The organism is Vibrio sp. T3Y01 (assembly GCF_013114525.1).
GTDB classification, from domain to species: domain Bacteria; phylum Pseudomonadota; class Gammaproteobacteria; order Enterobacterales; family Vibrionaceae; genus Vibrio; species Vibrio chagasii_B.
The window spans coordinates 88859-111586 of the sequence record NZ_VTXJ01000006.1 but is presented as its reverse complement, the minus strand read 5'-3'; the positions used below and the strand labels follow the sequence as shown (position 1 = coordinate 111586).

Annotated in this window: 20 protein-coding genes; 16 read left to right on the top strand and 4 right to left on the bottom strand. The window is 42.5% G+C overall.

From position 1 onward, the window contains the following. The first annotated feature begins 89 nt into the window (after window positions 1-89). The 5 genes from F0232_RS08550 (at window position 90) to F0232_RS08530 (ending at window position 4189) form a co-directional block, all read left to right on the top strand. Window positions 90-467, top strand: coding sequence for a VOC family protein (locus tag F0232_RS08550; RefSeq protein WP_105058146.1), 378 nt, complete (start codon window positions 90-92; stop codon window positions 465-467). A gap of 143 nt (window positions 468-610) precedes the next feature. Beyond that, a complete protein-coding gene (locus F0232_RS08545; protein ID WP_105058147.1) occupies window positions 611-1138 on the top strand; it encodes a hypothetical protein in 528 nt (175 codons plus the stop codon). Between the two features lie 360 nt (window positions 1139-1498). After that, window positions 1499-2359: a delta-class carbonic anhydrase gene (locus F0232_RS08540; RefSeq protein WP_105058148.1), complete on the top strand. Its 861-nt coding sequence runs from the start codon at window positions 1499-1501 to the stop codon at window positions 2357-2359. 253 nt (window positions 2360-2612) lie between these two features. Continuing rightward, entirely contained in the window at window positions 2613-3239 is a 627-nt protein-coding gene (locus F0232_RS08535) for a LysE family translocator (RefSeq protein WP_105058149.1), read from the top strand. Between the two features lie 407 nt (window positions 3240-3646). Continuing rightward, complete coding sequence (locus F0232_RS08530) at window positions 3647-4189, top strand: hypothetical protein (RefSeq protein WP_061031336.1); 543 nt, start codon at window positions 3647-3649, stop codon at window positions 4187-4189. A 95-nt stretch (window positions 4190-4284) separates the two neighbouring features. Here the strand turns inward: F0232_RS08530 and F0232_RS08525 are convergent, their stop codons facing one another. After that, a complete protein-coding gene (locus tag F0232_RS08525) occupies window positions 4285-5667 on the bottom strand; it encodes an MATE family efflux transporter (protein ID WP_105058150.1) in 1383 nt (460 codons plus the stop codon). Between the two features lie 403 nt (window positions 5668-6070). Between F0232_RS08525 and F0232_RS08520 the strand changes: the two genes are divergently transcribed. From F0232_RS08520 to drt2, 8 genes are all read left to right on the top strand, one after another. Next, window positions 6071-7048 (top strand): hypothetical protein, encoded by a 978-nt coding sequence (locus tag F0232_RS08520; RefSeq protein ID WP_105058151.1) that lies wholly within the window; start codon window positions 6071-6073, stop codon window positions 7046-7048. A gap of 147 nt (window positions 7049-7195) precedes the next feature. Next, entirely contained in the window at window positions 7196-8041 is an 846-nt protein-coding gene (locus tag F0232_RS08515) for a PIN domain-containing protein (RefSeq protein ID WP_105058152.1), read from the top strand. 151 nt (window positions 8042-8192) lie between these two features. Continuing rightward, window positions 8193-8729 (top strand): nucleotidyltransferase family protein, encoded by a 537-nt coding sequence (locus F0232_RS08505; protein ID WP_105058154.1) that lies wholly within the window; start codon window positions 8193-8195, stop codon window positions 8727-8729. Window positions 8730-8800: 71 nt separating this feature from the next. Next, a protein-coding gene (locus F0232_RS08500; RefSeq protein WP_105058155.1) for an IS3-like element ISVisp1 family transposase occupies window positions 8801-9981 on the top strand; the annotation gives its coding sequence in 2 pieces (ribosomal slippage) (window positions 8801-9086 and window positions 9086-9981; 1182 coding nt in all). A 231-nt stretch (window positions 9982-10212) separates the two neighbouring features. Further along, window positions 10213-10461, top strand: coding sequence for a hypothetical protein (locus F0232_RS08495; RefSeq protein WP_105058156.1), 249 nt, complete (start codon window positions 10213-10215; stop codon window positions 10459-10461). Between the two features lie 154 nt (window positions 10462-10615). Continuing rightward, window positions 10616-11026 (top strand): hypothetical protein, encoded by a 411-nt coding sequence (locus F0232_RS08490; RefSeq protein ID WP_019820679.1) that lies wholly within the window; start codon window positions 10616-10618, stop codon window positions 11024-11026. A 168-nt stretch (window positions 11027-11194) separates the two neighbouring features. Continuing rightward, window positions 11195-11908 (top strand): hypothetical protein, encoded by a 714-nt coding sequence (locus F0232_RS08485; protein WP_105058157.1) that lies wholly within the window; start codon window positions 11195-11197, stop codon window positions 11906-11908. A 460-nt stretch (window positions 11909-12368) separates the two neighbouring features. Continuing rightward, window positions 12369-13652 carry an antiviral reverse transcriptase Drt2 gene (gene drt2 / locus F0232_RS08480; protein ID WP_105058158.1) on the top strand — a complete coding sequence of 428 codons (1284 nt, stop codon included), beginning with the start codon at window positions 12369-12371 and terminating at the stop codon, window positions 13650-13652. Between the two features lie 334 nt (window positions 13653-13986). Here the strand turns inward: drt2 and gcvP are convergent, their stop codons facing one another. The 3 genes from gcvP to F0232_RS08465 form a co-directional block, all read right to left on the bottom strand. Continuing rightward, on the bottom strand, window positions 13987-16866 hold the full coding sequence (gene gcvP / locus F0232_RS08475) for an aminomethyl-transferring glycine dehydrogenase (protein ID WP_105058159.1): 2880 nt from the start codon (window positions 16864-16866) through the stop codon (window positions 13987-13989). Between the two features lie 90 nt (window positions 16867-16956). After that, window positions 16957-17337 carry a glycine cleavage system protein GcvH gene (gene gcvH, locus F0232_RS08470; protein WP_008216962.1) on the bottom strand — a complete coding sequence of 127 codons (381 nt, stop codon included), beginning with the start codon at window positions 17335-17337 and terminating at the stop codon, window positions 16957-16959. Between the two features lie 51 nt (window positions 17338-17388). Then, the gene (locus F0232_RS08465) at window positions 17389-18681 is read right to left on the bottom strand and encodes a serine hydroxymethyltransferase (RefSeq protein ID WP_008216961.1); all 1293 of its coding nucleotides are present in this window, start codon (window positions 18679-18681) and stop codon (window positions 17389-17391) included. Window positions 18682-19121: 440 nt separating this feature from the next. On the opposite strand from F0232_RS08465, the gene F0232_RS08460 reads away from it, so the two are divergent. From F0232_RS08460 to F0232_RS08450, 3 genes are all read left to right on the top strand, one after another. Beyond that, a complete protein-coding gene (locus F0232_RS08460) occupies window positions 19122-19745 on the top strand; it encodes a helix-turn-helix domain-containing protein (RefSeq protein WP_017059847.1) in 624 nt (207 codons plus the stop codon). A gap of 447 nt (window positions 19746-20192) precedes the next feature. Beyond that, window positions 20193-21326 (top strand): glycine cleavage system aminomethyltransferase GcvT, encoded by a 1134-nt coding sequence (gene gcvT / locus F0232_RS08455; RefSeq protein ID WP_105058160.1) that lies wholly within the window; start codon window positions 20193-20195, stop codon window positions 21324-21326. 263 nt (window positions 21327-21589) lie between these two features. Continuing rightward, window positions 21590-22651 carry a trypsin-like serine protease gene (locus F0232_RS08450; RefSeq protein WP_105058161.1) on the top strand — a complete coding sequence of 354 codons (1062 nt, stop codon included), beginning with the start codon at window positions 21590-21592 and terminating at the stop codon, window positions 22649-22651. Window positions 22652-22728: the final 77 nt, after the last annotated feature.

Sequence of the window (22728 nt, the reverse complement as noted above, 5' to 3'; positions counted from 1 at the left end):
TGTGTCACTCTTCTAAGCGCTGGATTATATCTGCGCTCATGGCGAATGGTTAAATCCGGGAGCCTGTCATTTTTGGAGAGTTTACTTTTATGGAAATAAGTCATCTAGATCACCTTGTATTAACCGTTAGAGATATTGAGACAACAGTAGATTTCTATCAGAGCGTGTTAGGGATGAAACCTATTCAATTTGGTGAGGGGCGTTGGGCATTGTCGTTTGGTCATCAAAAGATAAATCTCCATCAGCAAGGGAAAGAGTTCGAGCCTAAGGCTAAGCATGTTCAAACCGGGAGTGCGGACTTATGTTTCATTACCAACACACCTATTGATGAGGTATTCGATCATATCACGGGACAAGGTGTGATCATCGAAGAAGGGCCTGTCGAGCGAACGGGTGCAGTGGACAAGATCACCTCAATTTATCTACGAGATCCTGATGGTAACCTAATCGAAGTCTCGAATTATTAGAGGTCGATATCGGTGGATTGTGCTATCCATAAATCAGTTACTCTATTAAAGCTAGAAGCAAGACTCTGCAAAGCCAAGAATCTCTAAGCAGTACGTAATTATGTACACATCTCGTTACCACAAAATAAGTGTGTAGCTGGAACATGTGGCTTAAGTTAATTACAATCGAACAATGTTTTATTAATCCAGTTCCAATCGTCATGGTCAGAAAATTAATCATAATAACTATTAGCCTGTTGCTTTTATCCGCTTGTGCAACAACCAGTGAAAATCAAACCGACGAAAATATCTCAAGCAATGAAAAAGTGATTAATAACAGTGTCGAAGAGGCTGTGGTCAAGGAGACGGCAAGCGAAGCGGTCAGTGAGCCTGCCTCAAATAATGTTAATGAGAGTTCCGTTATTACCTCAGAAGACAGTGATATCAATAGTGATGACGGCTCGGCTTCTCATGAGCTGAGTGAATCATCTGATGCTAATAAAAAGACCCAAGTGACAGATAAACAACCTCCTGAGGAGCATGCTAAGGCTCACAGCGAAAAAGGCTTGGGCAACCATATATTCAATAATGGGCCTACGAAGCAGGTCATAAAATCTTTGGAGGGTGTGACAGATGCTTTGAATGTCATGACTTTCGGAATATTTGCTTCAGGAGCGCGACCAGCACAATAGCTCGATTTTAAAAATTACGACTAAACAAAAAAGGCGACCCAATTGGTTCGCCTTTTTTGATCCTGAATTTGGAATTCGTCAGGATTACGTAACGTCTTGTTTCTGCTTACTAACACAATAAGAGTGGGATTTGAGTAAGGGGCAGGTTAGCGCAGCTCGGTATTTACTTGTTATGGAAGGGAGTCGCCGTATTTAACCTATTGATCTTGTTATATGCACTAAGGGTTTGAATACTCTCCCAAAGTAAGCATTGAAATCTAATCTTACAAAGACAATGTCTTATATTCACTCGTGAGCATAGTAATATGCTGTTGTGACACAGTCAGTTAGGTTTAGTAAATAAGAGTCTAGGGAAGAGATATGAAAAACAAAAGTGTGTTTTTAAGCGTCGCCATGGTTATGTTATCCACGCAAGCAAGTGCGTCAGATGCCAGTCATGAAGCGGTTTCAGACAGTGTGATAGCAGAGCAAAGAGCGCAACTGTCGGAAAATACGCAAGGTAAAGGCTTTGGTCCACAAGCGCCGCGTGACTTGGGTTCATCTGAAGGTACTAACGAGCGCTTGTTCTCAAATGCACCAGACTCAACCGCGATGAACTTATGTAATATTCACTTTCATAAAAATGCAGAGCACAAAGGTGGTGAGTTTACCCAGTATGCGGGTAGTGGTGACGGCAAAGGTTTCCAAAGTGGATTCAAATACACGGGTAAGCTAAGTGAGGCAGAACTGAAGCCATTCGGTCAGGATATTTGCCCGAGTGACCATGGTTCACTTCATTCTGGTGATACTATCGAAGTGCATTATGTGTACTCAACGGCACAAGTGGAGCCGGGTGAAACATTAGGGGCGTGTTTCAATGATGCAATTACTAACCCTCAGCTACGTGTAGAAACCCAAGTCTACGTCTTAGTGAATGATAACAAAGCGCTCGACTTTGAAGAGCTAGCTAAGCACTCTAAAGTGAATGGTTTGCACCAAGCCACGAACATTCCACAAAATACAGGTTCTGCCATTCAATATGCAGGCTCGACTACGGGCCCAGGTTACAACGAACAAGGTTCACCGTTCCAAGTAACATGGAGCGTGAGACCACAAGTGGCGAAAGTGAACATCGCAACGGTTGGTAGCTGGTGTGAGGGGAACGACTTTAATGAAGACCACGCACACGGTGTGAGAAACTTAGTCGTAAACCCTAAGTTACTGTCGCCAATCGCGAACTAGATAAGTTTCTTTTCAACTGAAGCTGAAGTATAAAGAGCGAGCCATACGGTTCGCTTTTTTAGTATTAAAGGTTTTGAACGTTTTTAATTAGCGAGCGACTGTCATTAGGTGAATATTCTAAGCGAGTAATAAAAGCAGATTTAAACGCCTTGATACCGCAAGTAAAGGATCGGTGAATAGTTTCTTTACTCCCTTTAAGGACGCATGTTACGTTCAGCAAATATCATGTTGAGCTATGAATAAGGACAAGCCAATGTCGTTTGAAGGTGCGGTTACATTCTTTATTGCCATGTTTATATTTGGCATTACTCCAGGGCCCGGTGTGTTTGCGATTTTGGCTCGTGGAATGGTCGATGGATGGCGAAAGTGCATTTCCCTTTCTTTAGGCATGATATGCAGTGATCTTATTTATCTAGCGCTTGCTTGTTTTGGTTTAGCAACCATTGCGGAGAACTGGTCATTTGCTTTTGAGGTCATTCGTTATGTCGGCGCAGCTTACCTTATTTACCTCGGGTACAAAATGTTTAAGGCCTTACCTGAAGTGCAAGGTTCGGCAGAGCATGCAGCCCAAAAAAGTCAGAAATCAGAACTTGCTAGCTTCGCGCAAGGTTTTCTGATCTCAGCGTCAAACCCTAAAGTGATTCTGTTTTATATTTCGTTTTTACCAACGTTCGTTGATCTAACGGTTTTGCGTTCACAAGACATCGTCTTAGTTTCTGTATTAGCTTCTATTGCACTAATGGCTGGCTTGATGCTGATTGCGATGGGAGCGGGGCGCATGGTGACTTTGCTTAAAACCCCGCGCGCGCATAAACGGTTAAACCAAAGTGCTGGTGGCATCATGATTGCTGCAGGCTCATATCTGGCGATCAATCGATAGATATGGCTTGTTGAGCTCGATTTTCTAAGTACGACTCTTGAAACATGAAGGCGGACCAATTGGTTCGCCTTGGCGTTATCTGTATACATTCTCTATTTAGTCTTTCATGCGCTAGCTCAAATATTTGGACTAAAATCGATCCTTGTTTAGCCTCAGCTAACTCAACAGAACTACATGTAGAAAACTCGATTTAACCCTTGTGTGATAACGCTTCAAAGAATTATATCAACTTAATGTATATAAAATGATTTGAGGTTGACTGTGTTATCACGCTCTAAGTTGAGTTTTAAGTGTGTTATTCAGGATGTATAGTTAATGATAATTCATTAAGTTATCTAATGATTGAGCTATCTAATTTTAAGTTGTCGCATGATGTGGGTGTTATGAAGAAAAACGGCTTTACGTTAATGGAATTAATCGTTGTGATCGTGATAATCGGTATTATTGCTGTAACAGCAGCGCCGAGGTTTCTTAATATCCAAGAGTCGGCGAGAGAAGCGGTACTTGAGGGTGTTGCGGGTGCAATGGAAGGAGTAATCACACAGGTAACGTCTAAAGCTATTATCGCTGGGCTTAACCCTGATGCATCAAACCCAGGAGATCAGAGCAACTATGTGATCGATTTTGGTATCGGCAGTGTTGAGGTTGACTGGGGCACACTTTGTCCGGAAAGCCGAGGGGAGTCGGGCGACAAATTGACGATGATCGATTTTATGACCTTATCAGATGATGACAGCTTAACTTCTGATTTTGGTAATCGACACACTGTGATCGGGTATGAATACGACTTTACCCAAGCTGAATTAGATAGCACGAACATAACGGATGCGGATCTAGAGACGCGCCAAGGTTGCTTTGTTCTTTATGACTCTTTTGGCCGAACAAATGGCAGCCAATGTCCTGATGAAGGATGTGAGTGTACAGTTCGTATTGTGAACAACAATTGTTAAACCGAATCCTGTAACTGATTTTTAGACTTCGAATAAAAAGCGCGTTATCGCCAATGGCAATAACGCGCTTTTTTGTATCAGTTTATTGGTTTCTCTTAATTTGCCGTTACCGCATCTGCTGGTGGCAAGTCACGCTTCTTAATCACGTAACGTAAGCGAAGTAGCATGAGAGCTGCTGACACACTTAAGCCCGTTAGAATACCAATCCAAAAGCCTTCTTCACCCATTGCAGGAACAATGTGATCTGTTAAGCCCAACACCATACCCAGTGGTAACGCTAAGCCCCAGTATGAAGCGATAGCTAAGATCATCGGGATCTTGGTATCTTTATAGCCACGCAGAGCACCATTTGCAGAGGTTTGCAGAGCATCACTGAATTGGTACATAGCGGTAAAGGTCAATAACACTGCCGCTGTTGCACTGATTACTGGGTCAGTGGTGTAAAGCCTAATGATTAATTCAGGGAACAGTAGGAACATCGCTACCGAAAGCAATGAGATTAATGCTGCCACCAAAATACCGACTTTACTGCGCTCAATCGCGCCAAGCTCATCTTTTTCACCCAAAGCGTGTCCAACACGAATCGTAATGCCAAACGAGATACTCATCGGGATCACATAAGTTAGGCTCGATATATTGAGAGCGATTTGCGCCGCTGCCACATTCTCGGCACCAATACGGCCGATCATCAATGCGATAACCGCAAAGATGCTGCCACATACCGCGATGTTCATTCCGATAGGCAAACCTAACCTTAGAAGGTGAAGCATCTCTTTTGCTTTTGGCTTAGCGTCTGTAAAACTAATAATCGTCTTGTAGTGGTGATGACCTTTAATGTAGGAATACAGCATGCCCGACATTAGCCAATACACCAAGCTCGTCGCCCAGCCACAACCCACAGCGCCCATTTCAGGGAAGCCAAACTTACCGTAGATAAGCACGTAGTTGACTGGAATGTTAATCAGCAAACCAATTACCGAAATGATCATCGGCACTTTGGTGTTGTTCATACCTTCACAGAAGCCGTTCAAGGTGTAGAACAGGGCAATACCCGGTACACCAAAGGCTAGGGCAAACGCATAATCGCTACCAATAGGGATGATCTCAGCGGCAACCCCAATCCATTCTAAGATCGGTTTAGCACTTACGAGGTAAGCGATGAGCAGCACGCTCGCAATTAATGCAAGCCATACCATTTGGAAAAACTCGACAGAGATACTTTGGAAGTCGCGAGCACCACGGTGGTAAGCAACGACTGGCGTTAACGCCATAATCACGCCACGCAGTAGCAGCAACACAGGAATCCAAAGGCTGGTGCCAAGTGCAATAGCGGCGAGATCGGCAGGACTTACCTGGCCAGCCATTGTCGTATCGACAAATCCCATCGCTTGGGTAGCTATTTGAGTCAAAATGATTGGAATCGAAAGATGCATAAGCGCACCCGATTCACGAGTAAAAGGACGAAATTTCGTTAGCATGGAAGTTCACAACACCAATATAAATACACGAATGATGGCAGGATGGCCGGTGTGCATTTTAGGATGTGCCCCGTTGGGCGGGCGACAATATAAACACCTTACCGTATAGGGTCAAGCATTGGATTTACAGGGGCTAATTTGCTCTGGAAGAACGCCAGATTTGCATGGTGTTAGATACTGTTTCTATGTACATAACCTGATGATTTTAATGTGAATCATACTAGATAGAAAGTTTCTATATTTGCTTGTTGAATTTCCATGCGCACATCATAAGTCACTGTTATGGAAGAACTAAATTTAGTACAATTGATGGCATAAGAAACTAGATAGAAAAATTCTATATTTAAATGCAGAATTTTTCTGTCTAAGAACTGTTAGTTTTCACTATGATTCGGAGGTCAAGTTGAAAGCATATTTAGATCACAACATCTTAGACTTGATGACTAAGGGAGATCCTCATAATGTCAAAGAATTGCTTTCTGAGCATCGTATTACTCCAGTGTTTTCTTATGAGTCATTAAACGAGATATACAAGTCTAAAGGTTACGAAGATTCATTTCTTGCTGTACTAAGTGATATTGGCGCCAAGTATCTAGTACCAGTAACCAAAGATAATCGTGTTACAGGAGAAGCAGAACTTCAGCAAGTTGATGTCTTTAAACTTTATGAGCATTACTTACTTAACCGCGAAGACAAGCCAGAATATGGGTATGGCTTAACAGCCATGCTCCAAAAATTCTATGGTGGGAGAAAAGATGAGTCTTACAATCATATTTTTGAAAAAGGAACCGATGAGTTAGCAGGATTACTTCAATCATCGTTGGAAGAGTTCAAGCAAAACCCATTAATAACAACCGAGCAACTGCAGCTAATCGAGAGCTTGCCTGAGATCCTCAAAGCACAATACTCGACAATTAGTGAACAAATGGACAATACTGGTGTTGCGGCAGTGAGAGACTTTGAAAGTCATTTTGGTGTAGGTCCCAAAACGCTAAACAACATTAAAGGTCCGAACGTAATAAACCAAATCTGGCAGTTGCTGCAAAGCGAATTTGAAAAACATGGCCTCGAATCGGAGTCCTTGGAGGATTTCTTTGGTATTAATTTTCGAAAATATGAGGCTAATTTTGGTAACGAAAAATCAACAGTAGAAAAAGTAAATGCCATATATCACCAATTGAATTTCCTTGGGTTTCATCGAGATTCTAAGATGCAAAAAACTCCCAGGTTTAATGCTTCATTTAGTGACATGACCCATGCTGGGTTAGCTTCTTTTTGCGAGCTATTCTTTTGTCGGGATAATGGTCTAGTTCATAAAGCGTCGGCTGCTTATGAGTTTTTAGGAATAAATACAAAAATCGTCCATTTCACTGAAAACTAACAAACAATTTAATAGTGATTCAGCACGCTTGGCATTTTTGGTTTGGTTTGGTTTGGTTTGGTTTGAGTTTTGTGTTTACGGTGGTCAAATCGAGTGCAGTGGTCGCGTGCTTCACACCTTAATTGGGCGTTAGGCATCAGGAGTATTATGTCAACAAAATTCATTATTGATACAAATGTATTGATTCAAAACCCAGAAGTTTTATCTAGGGGATCTAAGCATAACCTAATAATCCCTAGAGCTGTTTTTGATGAACTTAGTCTCGCAGGGAAAGGGAGTCGATGGCGTGACATTACTACCTTGCTGTTGTTATCTGCTGATAGAGGTAGAGTTGCCATTGAAAGTGCATCTTCAGACTATGAATTTAGGTTTAACCCATCAGATAGAAATGCTCAACGTCTGAATGGAACAGACTTTGAGACTGTTAGGCTAGCACTTGAATATGCAGAAAAAAATACGGCTAATTCACCTTGCGTAGTTACAAATGATAGAGCGTTAGCTTTCTTCTTAAGTGATTTTAAGGTTGACGTTATTTCTGGTGAAGCGTTTCTGGAGCAAAGTAAATATGAGTCAATAAATGAGGATATAAAAGATAAGGCTGCGAAGGTTGTTTCCTCTCAGAAACGCTACTTAACCATCAGCTTTACATTAGGTATTGTTACTTCAATTCTAGCGAGTTTACTCTACTCCAATATAAACCAAATAGTTGAAACAATATCAGTTTGGGGAACGTTAATAGGTTTGCCCGTATTGGGTGTTATGCTTTTTTGGTACCGTGAAAATTATCGGCTATCGTACGGAACGTTTGAGTTTTGTGTTGGGGTATTAATGTCATACTACGTTTTTATCCCCAATTTTGACTATGAAATCTTAGGTGTTACAGAAGGAATTCAAATTCTAGGTGGTCTGTACGTTATGGTACGTGGCTTAGATAACATTGCGAAGGCTATTGTTGGGACTAGGTTGGAAAGCTTGTGGAAAAAAATATTCTGATGGCGAGAAAAGATGCCTAACAATCTGTTTAAGAGTGATTCGCAACGCGTGGCATTTTTACTATGCGTTGCGTTTAGTGTTTAAGGTGGTTTGCGGGAACTTCGCTATTGCGTTGCTCACACTTTAACAGGGCGTTAGGGCACAGGACGAAATGGACAGAATCGTAGAATTAATCAAACAAGATCCAGTTAGAGTTAACGCTTTGAAGTGTGTATCTCAATTGGGTTTACCTCAATGCTATATTGCAGCAGGTTTCGTCCGAAATCTTGTGTGGGATGCATTACATGGTTTTCAGGTGGCGACACCATTGAATGATGCGGATGTTATCTATTTCGCACCTGACGAGCGAGATCATAATGCATATTTATACTATGAAGCTCAGCTTAAGCAGCTAATGCCGGAAATTAACTGGCAAGTTCGAAATCAGGCAATAATGCACACTCGCAATGGTGACTTACCTTATACAAGTTCACTAGACGCTATGAGCTACTGGCCAGAGAAAGAAACGGCAATTGGTATCCGACAAGTTGTTCCTGAAAAGTACGAATGCATATCAGCTTTTGGGTATGAATCATTATTTGGTTACTGTGTCACACATAACCCGAAAAGGTCACAAGAAACGTTTAAAAGTCGTGTAAATTCAAAAGGGTGGCTAGTAAAGTGGTCATCTTTGAGAGTAGTGCCCTAACAAACAATTTAAGAGTGACTCTGTAGTTGACCCGATCTAGTGGACACCTTCAATAGTAATTGGAGGTGTTTATGCCAGCTTATAAATCAGGTAAAAAAACTCAACAATATCTTACGGAATTTAAGGTAACTGCTGTCCGACTTTCGCTTCGAGAAGGAGCTACAGTTAAAAGCGTGGCGCTATCATTAGATATCCACCCTTATATGCTTTCTAAATGGCGAAAGGACTATAGAGAAGGGGTTATTATGGAAGATAAACGTAAGAAAAGGACTCAGATCCCGAACCAGAAAACTGAGTCTAGTCGGATTGCAGAGCTCGAACGTCAGAATGAACAACTTAAGCTCGAGAATGACTTGCTAAAAAAGTGGCAACGATTCGTTGCCCAAGAAAATCGACAAAATTCCGATTCATAGCCCATTACAAAACGCGTTATTCCATTGTATTGATGTGCCGTTTTCTATCTGTTTCTAAGTCGGGTTACTACGCATGGCTTGATAGAGAACCAAGCCGCTACGATCAAGAAGAGCAGGCTTTGAAGAAGCGTATAATTAAAGTGTTTACCCAGAGTCGAGAGACTTACGGCAGCCCACGAGTTCATGCAGAACTGAGGCGCCAAGGCGTTTTGGTTAGCCGCAAGCGTGTGGCTCGGATCATGAGAGAGCAAGGGCTAAGAGCACGAAGTTATCGCATTTACATGAAAATGGCCAAGCTACATCGGTTCTATCAATCAATTAAGAATATTAAAAAAGACACACCAAAACCAACGGCAGTTAATCAACAATGGTCTGGAGATCTAACGTATATAAAGCAAGGTAAACGTTGGATGTATCTAGCCGTCGTTATCGACCTTTACTCACGTAAAATCGTCGGTTGGTCGCTTGGTAGTAAGAAGAGTACACAGCTAACGATGAGTTCGTTGAGAATGGCCATTAGAAATCGAAAGCCACAAGAGCGCTTATTGTTTCATACCGACAGAGGCTCTGAATATCGAGCCCATGAAGTTCAAGCTTTATTATCAAAAAATGGAATTGTCCCAAGTATGAATCGTCCAGGTCATTGCACCGATAATGCGGAGGTGGAGTCATTCTTCCATACGCTCAAAGGCGACATAATTAGGAAAAATAGTTTTAAAAGTGAGAAGCAGCTTAGAGATAAACTTGCCGGTTATATCCAGCATTTTTATAACCGTTGTAGACTGCACTCAAGTCTCGGATATCGAACCCCACATGAGTATGAAATCGTGACGGGTTAAAGAGAATAGGGTGTCCATTTTATCGGGTGAAGATCATTTCCAACGCTTGGCATTTTCGGTTTGATTCAACTTTAGTGTTTACGGCACAATGGTTTAGGTAAGGTGGTAGCGTTGCTCACCACTTAACGCGGCGTTATATGCTCTAGGCTTTCAAACCCTTAATCTCGCTCACAGATATATTTCAAAGGTAACGTATTCTAGTTGATTCATATAGTCGGTGAGAGGTCTAGTATGCGAAAACTAAAAATCGATACCTATTCTTGTGATTCAGGTGAGTTGCAAGACAGCTTGTCTATTCCCCTTGGTTTGGCCAAAGTCGTAGCGAATATCATACCTCAGAACATATCATCTAAATTCGACGAAAATGGTGAGCAACTAGAAGCCTTAGTAAATGCGTTAAAGGATGCTAAGACGGAAGGAACTTTACTGGAAGTGGAAGATACAGCGGACAACGAGCGCGTTGTAATTTCAGTGGTCTAAATGAGTACGCATATAACAAGCAATTCAAGCTGATTGGCAACGCTCGGCACTTTCGGTTTCAGTTAGTTTAGTGATTAAGGTGAAGTGTTCGGGTAAGGTGACAGCGTTGCTCACAACTTAATTGGGCGTTATACATTATGGAGATTTTTGATTCGTGGAAACCTTTGGTAGTACATATGCGAAAGCAGTAGATGACTTATCTACGAAGATTTTTATACCTGCCATTATTTGCTCGTTAATTGCAGAATTTGGAGAATATTTCGTCCAAAATCTAGGGTTGGTTTGGGGCTACATAGCAGCATTTTTTCTAGGTATTATCATAGGTGTTGTGGTTGTATTTTTTATTGTTATTGCGGAGCGATTGTTGGGCTATAATGCTCAAATAAAGCCATATTTAGGTACTTTTCTTATGCCTTTAGGGTTAATAGGTCTATTTCCAGCTTACTTCTCTGGGATAACTCCTCCATATACGCAAGTCACCGCAGTTGCTCTTTTAGCTTGGTCATTTGTACTGATAAAACCACTAGACTTCTTTAGATACCATTTAGATATGCGGTCGAAATAATGTATAACAAAGCGTTTAAGACAGATTCGCAACGCTCGGCATTTTTAGTTTGAATCAAGTATAGTGTTTACGGTGGCATGGTTAGGTTTCGTGGTTGTGTTGCTCACTACTTAACGCGGCGTTAAGCATTACAAGCAACTATGTCTAAATAACTGAAAGTGAGAAGTAATGAAAGCTGGAGATATATTAGCAACTCAATCTAGTGGATTCGTAAGTAAGGTTATTAGGTTGGGGACTGGTGGCGAATGGAGCCATGTCGCTATTGCTACCAGTAACAATAAAATTCTTGAAGCGGTAAAAAGTGACAACAATGAAGAGTCTCATGATGTAAGAGAAATCACCTTAAACGACTTTCTGAAAGACAAATCCAAAGTTATTCTTCTTAATCGACCAAATAAGTTGACAGGAAATGAGCATGCTAAGTTAATGAGGTTTTCGACGGAAATAAAAATCAAAGATTATACTTGGATGCATGCCCTAGCTACTACAACCTTGCCACTATACAAAATTGTATTAATGATCGTTTTCATTTCCTCAATATTTACGATTTCTACGGGAAATCTTTCCGTTTATTTTGGAGTTCTTGGGGTGGTTTCAGCATTTCTCTTCGGGGTATATCAATTAATGGCACTTGCTACTAGAAGTTCATTTGGGGTGGAAACAACAGAGAAAATTTATAGTAAGTGCAGTTTTGGGCGATACCTCGTCAGGAAAAGATACGATATGTTTTGCTCTAAACTTGTACTCCTAGCAGATCGAGAAATAGATGGGCAGCTCTCGAAAGCCCTGCAATATGAAGATGAGGTTCAACCAACTCAAATTGTCGAGTCATGTAAAAGTTTAGGCTGGGAAGTTCAATACATAACTACCCCAAGTAAGTAATGCCTAACAAAAAATTTAAGAGTGATTCAGTACGCTTGGCACTTGGGTTTGAGTTAGTTTCAGTAATTACGGTGGTCAAAGTGAGTATCGTGGTAGCGTGCTTCACACCTTAATTGGGCGTTATGTTTCCATTGGCTGTATTGCATTCTGTTTCCTATAGGCGTAATATGAACTTGCTTTTGATAGGGGCAAATAAGTCGTTGATCAAAAGGAGCTTAACAGGCTGTCAAGTCCAATCGGTATGCCCACAAGGCAAGCTGAGCAGATAGACAGCAGGAACTGGAATAGGGTCTTCATAGATACCTCCACGGTTATAGTTACAGTATAATCCATTTCTAACATGACGCGGCTAGAGCCTACGGGCTCGTGGATGGTTGTTTTAACAACTTGGTTAAGCCGAGGTAAGGCGTAAGGAATTGCCGCAGTTCTAAGTCTGCCTCGGTTTTGCTAGAGAATCTAAATGTCATCAAATATACCTCTTTGGTATCGAAGTCGTGGTTATCTACATTTCGATTTACCAATCAGCTTAAAAAAAGCTCGTAACCTTGTAACGAATCCTGACCTTGTGTCAAAACACGCGTTCTTTCCTTTAATCAACTATGCTGTTGAATCAAAAAAAATAAGTAAAGACAAAAAAACGCGGAAAATTGATATTGCAGTTAAAGAGCGTCCAATTGCTTACTCAGCACATGTGGATAGCCACATCTATGCTTACTATGCCAATCTATTAAGTAGAAAGTACGAATCTAGATTAAAAAGCGCAGGGTTATCAGATTGCATCCTTGCTTTTCGTGGTTTAGGAAAAAGTAATATTGATTTTGCTTTCGAGGCATTCGAGCAAATTAAAAAAATGGGTGAATGTAGCGCAGTAGCGTTAGACTTTTCTAAATTTTTTGACACTCTAGATCATTCTCTTTTGAAACAAAGTTGGGCTAATTTACTCGGTGAAGAAAAACTACCACCAGATCACTTTAATGTATTCAAATCAATCACTAAGTTCTCACAAGTAAATAAAGTTGATCTATATAAGGAATTTGGTATTTCACCAAACAACCCTAAAAATGGACGAACTCGGGTTTGTACAGCTCAGGAGTTTCGAGATGTTGTTAGGAAAAAGAAACTTATAAAACCAAATAAAAACTCGTTCGGTGTCCCTCAGGGCTCACCAATTAGTGCTTTGCTATCAAATATATACATGTTTGAATTTGATGCTGAAATGAAAAAGTACATGGATATACATGGTGGTAAATATTATCGTTACTGCGATGATATGCTATTTATTGTTCCAGCACCGCTCAGAGATAAAGTAGCTGGTTTTGCTCAAGAGCGCGTCAAAAGTTTAGAAGTAACTATTAACACAAAGAAAACAGAATTAAGAACATTCAAATATCAAAATGACGTTTTAGTAGCAGACCAAATGCTTCAATACCTAGGTTTTATGTTTGATGGTGAAAATGCTTATATTCGCTCTTCGTCGTTGGCTAGATACTCAGAAAAAATGAAATGTGGAATTCGTTTAGCTAAAAGAACAATGGACAAATATAACGCTGTTCGTTTGACTAAAGGCTTACCTGAGAAAGATTTATATAAACGTAAATTATACAGTCGTTATACCCACCTAGGTGGTCGAAATTTTGTTACATATGGTTTAAGGGCTGCAAAAACGATGCAGAGTAAAACTATTAAGCGGCAACTCAAACCCCTATGGCGCAGATTTCATGAAGAACTCGAACGAGAAACATAACAAACGACTATGGCGCCAAAATCAACTTGGCGCTTTCTATTTCGTCCATACAATCACTTCTTTGTTTTGAACTTACTGCCACAAAGCCGGCAGAAACACCAAAAGCCCAATCCCAAGCGTGACTTTTAGAAGCAAGCCAAGAGGAGCACCACCTTTTGGCGCTTTGTTACAACATCCCATAATTGATTCCTAATTTGTCGTGAATGTCATATCACCTTAAACCTTTCCCTTACGTTAAGGTCAATGCATTTGTTGGACTCAAATTTCAGACAACAAAAAGGCGAACCGTTTGGTTCGCCTTTTGTTACGTTTTGCTGCTAAGCGCCGCTACGAATTAGTCTTCGTAGTTGTCGATGCTTGGGCAAGAACAGATTAGGTTACGGTCGCCGTATACGTTGTCTACACGGTTAACTGTAGGCCAGTACTTCGAGTTCTTCGTTGCTTTCGATGGGAAACAACCAAGTTCACGAGAGTAAGGGCGATCCCATTCTGCGCCAGCTAGGTCAACTTGTGTGTGTGGTGCGTTCACTAGAGGGTTGTTGTCTAGTGGCCATTCACCGTTTTTCACTGCTGCCATTTCGTGGCGGATTGCGATCATCGCTTCACAGAAACGGTCTAGCTCTTCTAAATCTTCTGATTCAGTTGGCTCTACCATGAGTGTGCCAGCTACTGGGAAAGACATCGTAGGCGCGTGGAAACCGAAGTCCATTAGACGCTTAGCAATATCTTCTTCGCTGATGCCTGTATCTTCTTTAAGTGGACGAATATCGATAATACATTCGTGCGCTACGCGGCCGTTAGTACCACGGTAAAGAACAGGGTAGTGAGGACGTAGTTTTTCCATCACGTAGTTCGCGTTCAGAATCGCTACTTTCGTTGCGTCTGTTAGGCCAGGTTCGCCCATCATTGCGATGTAAGCCCAAGAGATAGGTAGAATTGAAGCACTACCTAGATCTGCAGCTGATACCGCGTAGTCAGAACCTTGTACACCGTTTTCGATGTGACCTGGTAGGAAAGGTGCTAGGTGCGATTTAACGCCGATAGGACCCATACCCGGACCACCACCACCGTGTGGGATACAGAATGTTTTGTGTAGGTTCAAGTGAGATACGTCTGAACCGATGAAGCCAGGCGAAGTTAGGCCTACTTGAGCGTTCATGTTCGCGCCGTCTAGGTAAACCTGACCGCCCGCTGCGTGTACTTGTTCACACACTTCTTTCACTTGCTCTTCGTATACGCCGTGCGTAGAAGGGTAAGTGATCATGATGCTTGATAGGTTTTCTTTGTGCTTCTCGATTTTCGCAGCTAAGTCTGTCATGTCGATGTTGCCATCTTCATCACACTTAACAACTACTACCTTCATTGAAACCATTGATGCTGTTGCAGGGTTAGTACCGTGCGCAGAGCTTGGGATCAGACAAACGTTACGGTGAGCTTCACCGCGGCTTGCATGGTAACGTTGAATCGCGATTAGACCTGCGTATTCGCCAGATGCACCAGAGTTAGGCTGTAGTGAGAAATCGTCGTAACCGGTGATTTCGCATAGCTTCTCTTTAAGATCTTTCGCTAGTGCAGTGTAACCAGCCGCTTGCTCTAGAGGTGCGAATGGGTGAATTGAACCAAACTCAGGCCATGTTACTGGGATCATCTCAGCGGCAGCGTTCAGCTTCATCGTACAGCTGCCCAGTGGGATCATGCCGTGCGTTAGTGAGAAGTCTTTGTTCTCAAGCTGTTTTAGGTAACGCATCATTTGCGTTTCGCTGTGGTGCGTGTTGAATACTGGGTGAGTTAGGAACTCAGATTCACGACGGCAGTTTTCTGGAATTGCTGCAAACTCGTTTGATGCAATGTCAGAAGAAAGTGCTTGAACGTCCTCTTTCACGTCGAAGATAGCGAACAATGCGTTCACGTCGTCGATCGTTGTTGTTTCATCTAAGCTAATACCGATCTTACCTTTAAGAAGGCGAAGGTTGATGTCTGCTGCTTGCGCTTTCGCGTACAGTGCATCTGTCTTATCTTCTGAATTGATTGTGATGGTATCGAAGAAGCTGTTATTCGTTAGCTCGTAACCTGCTTTAGTCAGGCCAGCTGCTAGGATAGCTGTCATGTGGTGTGTACGACGAGCGATAGTACGTAGGCCTTCTGCACCGTGGTAAACCGCGTAGAAAGACGCCATGTTTGCTAGAAGTGCTTGAGCTGTACAGATGTTCGATGTCGCTTTTTCGCGGCGGATGTGTTGCTCACGAGTTTGCATCGCCATACGTAGCGCTTGGTTACCGTGAGTATCGATAGAAACACCGATTACACGACCTGGCATTGTACGCTTATGCTTTTCACGAGTCCCCATGAATGCAGCGTGTGGACCGCCGTAACCCATAGGAACACCGAAACGTTGTGCGCTGCCGATAACTACGTCTGCGCCCATTTCGCCCGCAGGCTTAAGTAGAGCAGAAGCAAGTAGGTCAGTAGCCACTGTAACTAGTGTTTTGTTAGCTTGAGCTTTCGCAATGATGTCTGTTAGATCACGAACTTCGCCTGTTGTGCCAGGGTATTGAACTAAAGCACCAAATACGTCTTGCTCTGGAAGTGTTTCAAGAGCGCCAACCATTACTTCAAAACCGATGTACTCAGCACGAGTTTTAACAACTTCTAGTGTTTGAGGGTGAACATCGTCAGCAACGAAGAATACTTTGCTCTTGCTTTTACCAGCACGCTTACACAGTGTCATTGCTTCGCCAGCCGCTGTCGCTTCGTCAAGAAGAGACGCGTTCGCGATTTCCATACCTGTAAGGTCCATTACCATTTGTTGGTAGTTAAGCAGAGACTCAAGTCGACCTTGAGAAATCTCTGGTTGGTATGGTGTGTAAGCTGTGTACCAGCCTGGGTTCTCTAAAACGTTACGTAGAATAACGTTTGGAGTGAATGTGTTGTAGTAGCCTTGGCCAATGAAAGTACGTTTCACTTGGTTTAGGTTAGCGATCTCTTTAAGAGAGGTCAGCATGTCCATTTCGCTCAGTGGCGCAGCAAGTGTCATTGGTTTTTCAAGACGGATTTGTGCAGGAACCGTTTCGTCGATCAGTGCGTCTAGGCTAGTCGCGTTGATCGCTTCAAGCATTTTTTGCTGGTCTGCTTTATTTGGGCCGTTATGACGAGCAACAAACTCGTTTTGTGTACCCAAGTCTTTCAGTAATTGGCTTTGAAGTAATTCAGTCATGATATCGTTCTACTTTCTCTCTGGAGCCGTGAGCTAGCCCCTAAAATTAAGCTGCTCACAAGAGCAGCTTTATCGTAATGAGGTTACCTATTAGTCTTCTTCGATAGAGCTTAGGTATTCTTCCGCATCTTTAAGGTTGTCTAGTTCAGACGCATCAGACATCTTCACTTTAACAATCCAACCACCTTCATAAGGTTCTTCGTTGATTAGCTCTGGGCTATCTTCTAGTTCTTCGTTGATTTCTACGATTTCACCAGAGATTGGCGCGTAGATATCAGAAGCAGCTTTAACTGACTCAACTAGAGAGAAGCTTTCGCCAGCTTCAATTTCGTCTTCAGTTTCAGGCAGGTCAACAAACACAACGTCACCTAGCATCTCTTGAGCGTGCTCAGAAATACCGATAGTTACAGTACCGTCACCGTTGTCTTTTACCCACTCGTGGCTGTCTGCAAACTTAAGTGTATTGTCCATTGCTTATTCTCCAAAAATTTATGAGGTTTTAATTTAAATCTTAAAAACGGATTAACGGTAAAGAGGGAAGCGTTTGCAAAGCTCTTTAACTTGCTTGCGAACACGTTGCTCAACTTCAGCGTTGCCTTCAGGGCTTTCAACTAAGCCATCAAGAACATCACCGATCCATTCACCGATAAGTTTGAATTCTTCAGTGCCAAAACCACGACTGGTTCCAGCTGGCGTACCTAAACGAATACCCGAAGTAATCATAGGCTTCTCTGAGTCGAATGGTATGCCATTTTTGTTACATGTGATCCCAGCACGCTCTAATGCTTCTTCAGTTACGTTACCTTTCAAGCCCTTAGGACGAAGGTCAACCAGCATTAGGTGCGTGTCCGTTCCGCCAGTCACAATGTCACAACCGCGAGTTTGCAACACTTCAGCAAGAACTTTTGCGTTATCGATCACTGAATTAATATAAGTATTAAATTCTGGGCCAAGTGCTTCGCCAAATGCGACAGCTTTAGCCGCAATTACGTGCATTAGTGGGCCGCCTTGTAGGCCTGGGAATACTGCAGAGTTGATCTTTTTATTGATGTCTTCGTGGTTGGTCAGAATCATACCGCCGCGTGGGCCACGAAGTGTTTTGTGTGTCGTTGTCGTTACAACGTGTGCGTGTGGCAGTGGGCTAGGGTGTGCACCTGTCGCGATAAGACCCGCGATGTGTGCCATATCTACCATTAGGATAGCGCCAACTTCGTCAGCGATTTCGCGGAATTTAGCGAAATCGATAACGCGTGGGATAGCACTACCACCTGCAATAATCATTTTAGGTTGGCATTCGATAGCAAGAGCGCGTACCGCTTCGTAATCGATTTCAAGAGTGTCGCGGTCTACGCCGTATTGAACTGCGTTGAACCATTTGCCTGAAAGCGCAGGGCGTGCACCGTGCGTAAGGTGACCACCAGCGTCAAGAGACATACCTAGGATAGTGTCGCCAGGTTGAAGTAGGGCAAGTTTAACTGCGCCGTTCGCTTGAGCACCTGAGTGAGGTTGTACGTTCGCGTATTCACACTTGAATAGCTGTTTAGCACGTTCAATCGCAATAGCTTCTACTGTATCTACGTGCTCACAACCACCGTAGTAACGACGACCTGGGTAGCCTTCTGCGTATTTGTTGGTAAGGCAAGTGCCTTGAGCTTGCATTACTGCTTTAGAAACGATGTTCTCAGAAGCAATAAGTTCGATTTGTTCGTTTTGACGAGTGTTCTCTGCTTGGATTCCAGCAAATACTGCGTCGTCAGTCGCAGATAGGTTCGTAGAGAAAAAACTGTCTAAGCTATGGTTTTGATAAGCGTTCATTGTCGAGACCTTTCATTAAGCTAATGGTGATTGTTTTTATAGTCCATTAGGTCTTACGTTGATTTCTGCATCGGTATCGTTTGCGTTATATAGGTGTATAAATAGTGCGTTGCTTCTTATTTATACGACCATAGCGTCAAAGCGATCGTTGTAGGGTCAATGCAGCACGAATTGGTTCCCAAAAATTTCGGGTAAAAAACAGCTCTTACAAATGTTAAATCTATCACTTGCTGCAAGCTGAAGTAGCATCTCTTCATCTAACAAGTCGATAACATAGCTCCGATAAAATCAATTTTCAACAAAAATTTCCAATAGGAAACAGTTTTTCTCGTTTTGCTACAGGGAGCACGCTTTATTTCCCTGTGTGCTCTTTAATCAACAAAGCGCTTCATGCAACAATGAAATCAATAGACAGGAAGTAAGAAATAAATGAGGGACCTATGTCAGAAGACATTTATGATGAGTACCCATCTTTAACGTTGGCGAAAGAGACGTTAGATCAGAATATCGAACCACTTAGGCTCGGCCAGCGTATTAAAGATATCCGCAGCAAGCTGGGCATTACGTTAGAAGAGGCGAGCCAACGCACTGGTTTGGCGCGCTCTACGCTGAGTAAAATCGAGAACGAACAAATCTCACCGACGTTCCAAGCGATGCAGAAATTGGCTATGGGTTTGCAAATCGATATGCCGCAACTCTTTGAGCCGCCAAGAAAAAAAGTTGCCACAGGACGTCGTGACTTAACTAAAGCAGGCCAGGGCAAACCTCACCCAACTCCGACTTACGAGCATGAACTGCTGGCGACAGAACTTTCGAATAAGAAGATGATGCCGTTCAAGAGCCGAGTGAGAGCACGCACCTTTGAAGAGTATAACGATTGGGTTCGCCACGATGGTGAAGAGTTCTTGATGGTGATCTCTGGTGATGTGATGTTCTACTCAGAATTCTATGAGCCGGTACCCATGAGCGAAGGTGACAGCATGTATTACGACGCCAACATGGGGCATATGTTGATTTCTACTAGTACAGAAGATGCACTGATTTTGTGGGTGACTGCAAAATAAGTTAACAAAGTTAGAATTTCTTATAGTGAATGCAAACGTTTGCTTTTGTTTCTAACGTTTGCCAAAAGACGCGATATTGGTGTGAAAAGCACCAATATCGCGTTTTTGTATGCGATTGAAAATTGTTTTTAAATTGTTAAATGTCACATTTTGAGCTGTTTTAATCTTGTTAAGGGTGTAAAACTGACTCAGGCTTGTTTACTATAGTGAACACGGTTTACTCATGTTGATTGAAGTTTACTGAAGTGAATTCTTAGAAAGTGAGTCGTATAGCTTTTATACAGAAGCCTCTTTTTATATCGCTAGTAATAAAAGCCCATATAGAAGACATCACTTTTTACTATCTACTGTTTCTAACGTTAACCCATATCGTTAGAGGCGACTCTAAATAGAGATATAAGCGGCAGATTCGATTTGGAAAGCCTGCAACGCTTCATGGAGAATAAAATGACTCAAGAACACGCTAATCAAGACCTACTACAAACGCCTCTGCATGCGCTTCACGTTGAAGTCGGTGCAAAAATGGTTCCTTTTGCTGGCTACGACATGCCAGTTCAGTATCCACTAGGTGTAAAGAAAGAGCACTTACACACTCGTGACGCTGCTGGTCTTTTTGATGTTTCTCACATGGGGCAACTGCGTCTACACGGTGAAAATGCAGCCGCTGTTTTAGAATCTCTGGTTCCAGTAGATATTATCGACCTGCCTTCTGGTAAGCAGCGCTACGCGTTCTTTACTAATGAACAGGGCGGCATCATGGATGATCTTATGGTTGCTAACCTTGGCGATCACCTATTTGTTGTTGTGAACGCGGCGTGTAAAACACAAGATATCGACCACCTAACGGCTCACCTTCCTGCAGATGTAGAAATGGAAGTGATTGATGACCGCGCTCTATTAGCACTTCAAGGCCCGAAAGCGTCTGAAGTTCTTGCTCGTTTCCAACCAAGCGTTGCAGACATGTTGTTCATGGATGTTCAAAAAGTCGATATCGACGGCGTAGAGTGCATCGTGAGCCGCAGTGGTTACACAGGTGAAGATGGCTATGAAATCTCAGTACCGAACGATTACGCTGAAGCACTAGCGCGTAAACTAACGGCAGAAGCTGAAGTAGAGTGGATTGGCCTTGGCGCACGTGATTCACTTCGTCTTGAGTGTGGCCTATGCCTATACGGTCATGACTTAGACACAACAACGACTCCAGTAGAAGCTAGCCTTCTATGGGGCATTCAAAAAGTGCGTCGTACTGACGGTGAGCGTGCTGGCGGTTTCCCAGGTGCTGATATCATCCTTGAACAAATCGCAACTAAAGACGTTCAACGCAAGCGTGTTGGTCTAGTGGGTCAAACTAAAGCGCCTGTACGTGAAGGTGCTGAACTGTTCGATGCGGAAGGAAACAAAGTAGGTGTGGTAACGAGTGGCACTGCCGGTCCTAACGCGGGTAAACCTGTTTCAATGGCATACGTGCGTACTGATCTAGCGGCTATCGGTACAGAAGTATTTGCTGAAGTTCGTGGTAAGAAGCTACCAATGACAGTAGAAAAAATGCCATTCGTACCTCAACGTTACTACCGTGGCTAATCTCTTTTAAGAGAAAACACAAAGTATAACGAAAGCCTATTGTTAGCTTCTCTTTTTAGGGATGTTTAACGGTAGGCTTTTTTGTTTTTTGAAACGTATACAAGGCAGAATAGAACAATTGAAATCAGGTTGTTAAATTCGTCTATAAATTGAGAGATGTGGCAATATCGTTACAAATACTTACTATAATGATGGTCAGTAAGTGTTATGGTGTCTAATCACCAATTTTGTAAATAAGTAGTAGGGGTTACAAGGAGTTATCTATGAATGTGAATCATACAATGAGTCCAGTTCGTAAAGCCGTTTTAGGGCTTTTAGCACCATTGATTTACACATCAAGTGTTATGGCGACAGAAAACTCGGTCGAAGTTTCTCCTGACGCGACTGTGACACCTTATATTGTTAATGGCAGCGATGCATCAGTTAGCGATTTCCCTTCAATGGCCAGCTTGTTCATCGATCGTATTGATTACGATGGTGTGTACTCGACAGGTGCTTATTGTGGCGCAACCATTTTAAATCCGACTCATATTCTGACTGCTGCGCACTGTATTTATGGAAATGAAGAAGGGCAGTTATTTACTACGGTTGTTCCTCAGCTTGAAGATACGTCTCAATTCCCGAATGGTAATATTCAAAAAGCACGTGTAACCGAAGTTTACTATCGCAGCGATTATTCAAATGCGTTGAGTGATTTATTGCGTAACGATGTTGCCGTTCTAAAGCTAGAAAGTGCACTTAATATCGATTCAGTTAATGACGTGGTTAAGCGACCGTCAAATGACTCTTACCGTAGTGTGGCTAATGACTTCGTCGCAGTAGGGCATGGTGATACTCGTTCTGGTTTTGATGCTACGACGATTTTACAAAGAGCACCGCTTAACTATGTAGATAATACCACATGCGCGTCGGCTTTTTCCGATGGCTCTGCTTTAACGGATAATCAGATTTGTTTTAGAGGGGATTACAGCGTGTTCACTGGTTTATACGGTGGTACGTGCCAAGGTGATTCTGGCGGCCCAGTTTACTGGTTAGATGGTTCGGACTACAGACAAGTCGGTATTACCAGCTTTGGCCCTGAAACTTGTGGTGGTAGTTCTACCGTCACATCGGTATTCACAGAAATCTATGACTACAAAGATTGGATTGATAGTGTCGTAGCCGGTAATGAAACACCTAAGTTTGTCTCTACCGATGCTAAGCGCACTGCTTATGTGAACGCGCGTACTCCATCGAGCTCTGGCAGTAGCGGCGGTAGTGTTTCATTTGGTTTGCTAGGTATGCTGATTTTGATCGCTGGTGTTAGAAAAGCAGTTAAACGCTAGAAGCTGATTACTTTGAATAAGTCGACGTTTCATCGAATGATGATGTCGACTTTTTTGATTCTGTATTATTGAGTTTT

Coding starts and splice junctions, on each gene's coding strand:
- F0232_RS08465 (WP_008216961.1), bottom strand. CDS start 18,681: ATGAACGCTTATCAAAACCATAGCTTAGACAGTTTTTTCTCTACGAAC.
- F0232_RS08540 (WP_105058148.1), top strand. CDS start 1,499: ATGAAAAACAAAAGTGTGTTTTTAAGCGTCGCCATGGTTATGTTATCC.
- F0232_RS08545 (WP_105058147.1), top strand. CDS start 611: ATGTGGCTTAAGTTAATTACAATCGAACAATGTTTTATTAATCCAGTT.
- F0232_RS08485 (WP_105058157.1), top strand. CDS start 11,195: ATGAAAGCTGGAGATATATTAGCAACTCAATCTAGTGGATTCGTAAGT.
- F0232_RS08515 (WP_105058152.1), top strand. CDS start 7,196: ATGTCAACAAAATTCATTATTGATACAAATGTATTGATTCAAAACCCA.
- F0232_RS08530 (WP_061031336.1), top strand. CDS start 3,647: ATGGAATTAATCGTTGTGATCGTGATAATCGGTATTATTGCTGTAACA.
- F0232_RS08550 (WP_105058146.1), top strand. CDS start 90: ATGGAAATAAGTCATCTAGATCACCTTGTATTAACCGTTAGAGATATT.
- gcvT (WP_105058160.1), top strand. CDS start 20,193: ATGACTCAAGAACACGCTAATCAAGACCTACTACAAACGCCTCTGCAT.
- gcvH (WP_008216962.1), bottom strand. CDS start 17,337: ATGGACAATACACTTAAGTTTGCAGACAGCCACGAGTGGGTAAAAGAC.
- F0232_RS08450 (WP_105058161.1), top strand. CDS start 21,590: ATGAATGTGAATCATACAATGAGTCCAGTTCGTAAAGCCGTTTTAGGG.
- F0232_RS08495 (WP_105058156.1), top strand. CDS start 10,213: ATGCGAAAACTAAAAATCGATACCTATTCTTGTGATTCAGGTGAGTTG.
- drt2 (WP_105058158.1), top strand. CDS start 12,369: ATGTCATCAAATATACCTCTTTGGTATCGAAGTCGTGGTTATCTACAT.
- F0232_RS08525 (WP_105058150.1), bottom strand. CDS start 5,667: ATGCTAACGAAATTTCGTCCTTTTACTCGTGAATCGGGTGCGCTTATG.
- gcvP (WP_105058159.1), bottom strand. CDS start 16,866: ATGACTGAATTACTTCAAAGCCAATTACTGAAAGACTTGGGTACACAA.
- F0232_RS08460 (WP_017059847.1), top strand. CDS start 19,122: ATGTCAGAAGACATTTATGATGAGTACCCATCTTTAACGTTGGCGAAA.
- F0232_RS08505 (WP_105058154.1), top strand. CDS start 8,193: ATGGACAGAATCGTAGAATTAATCAAACAAGATCCAGTTAGAGTTAAC.
- F0232_RS08535 (WP_105058149.1), top strand. CDS start 2,613: ATGTCGTTTGAAGGTGCGGTTACATTCTTTATTGCCATGTTTATATTT.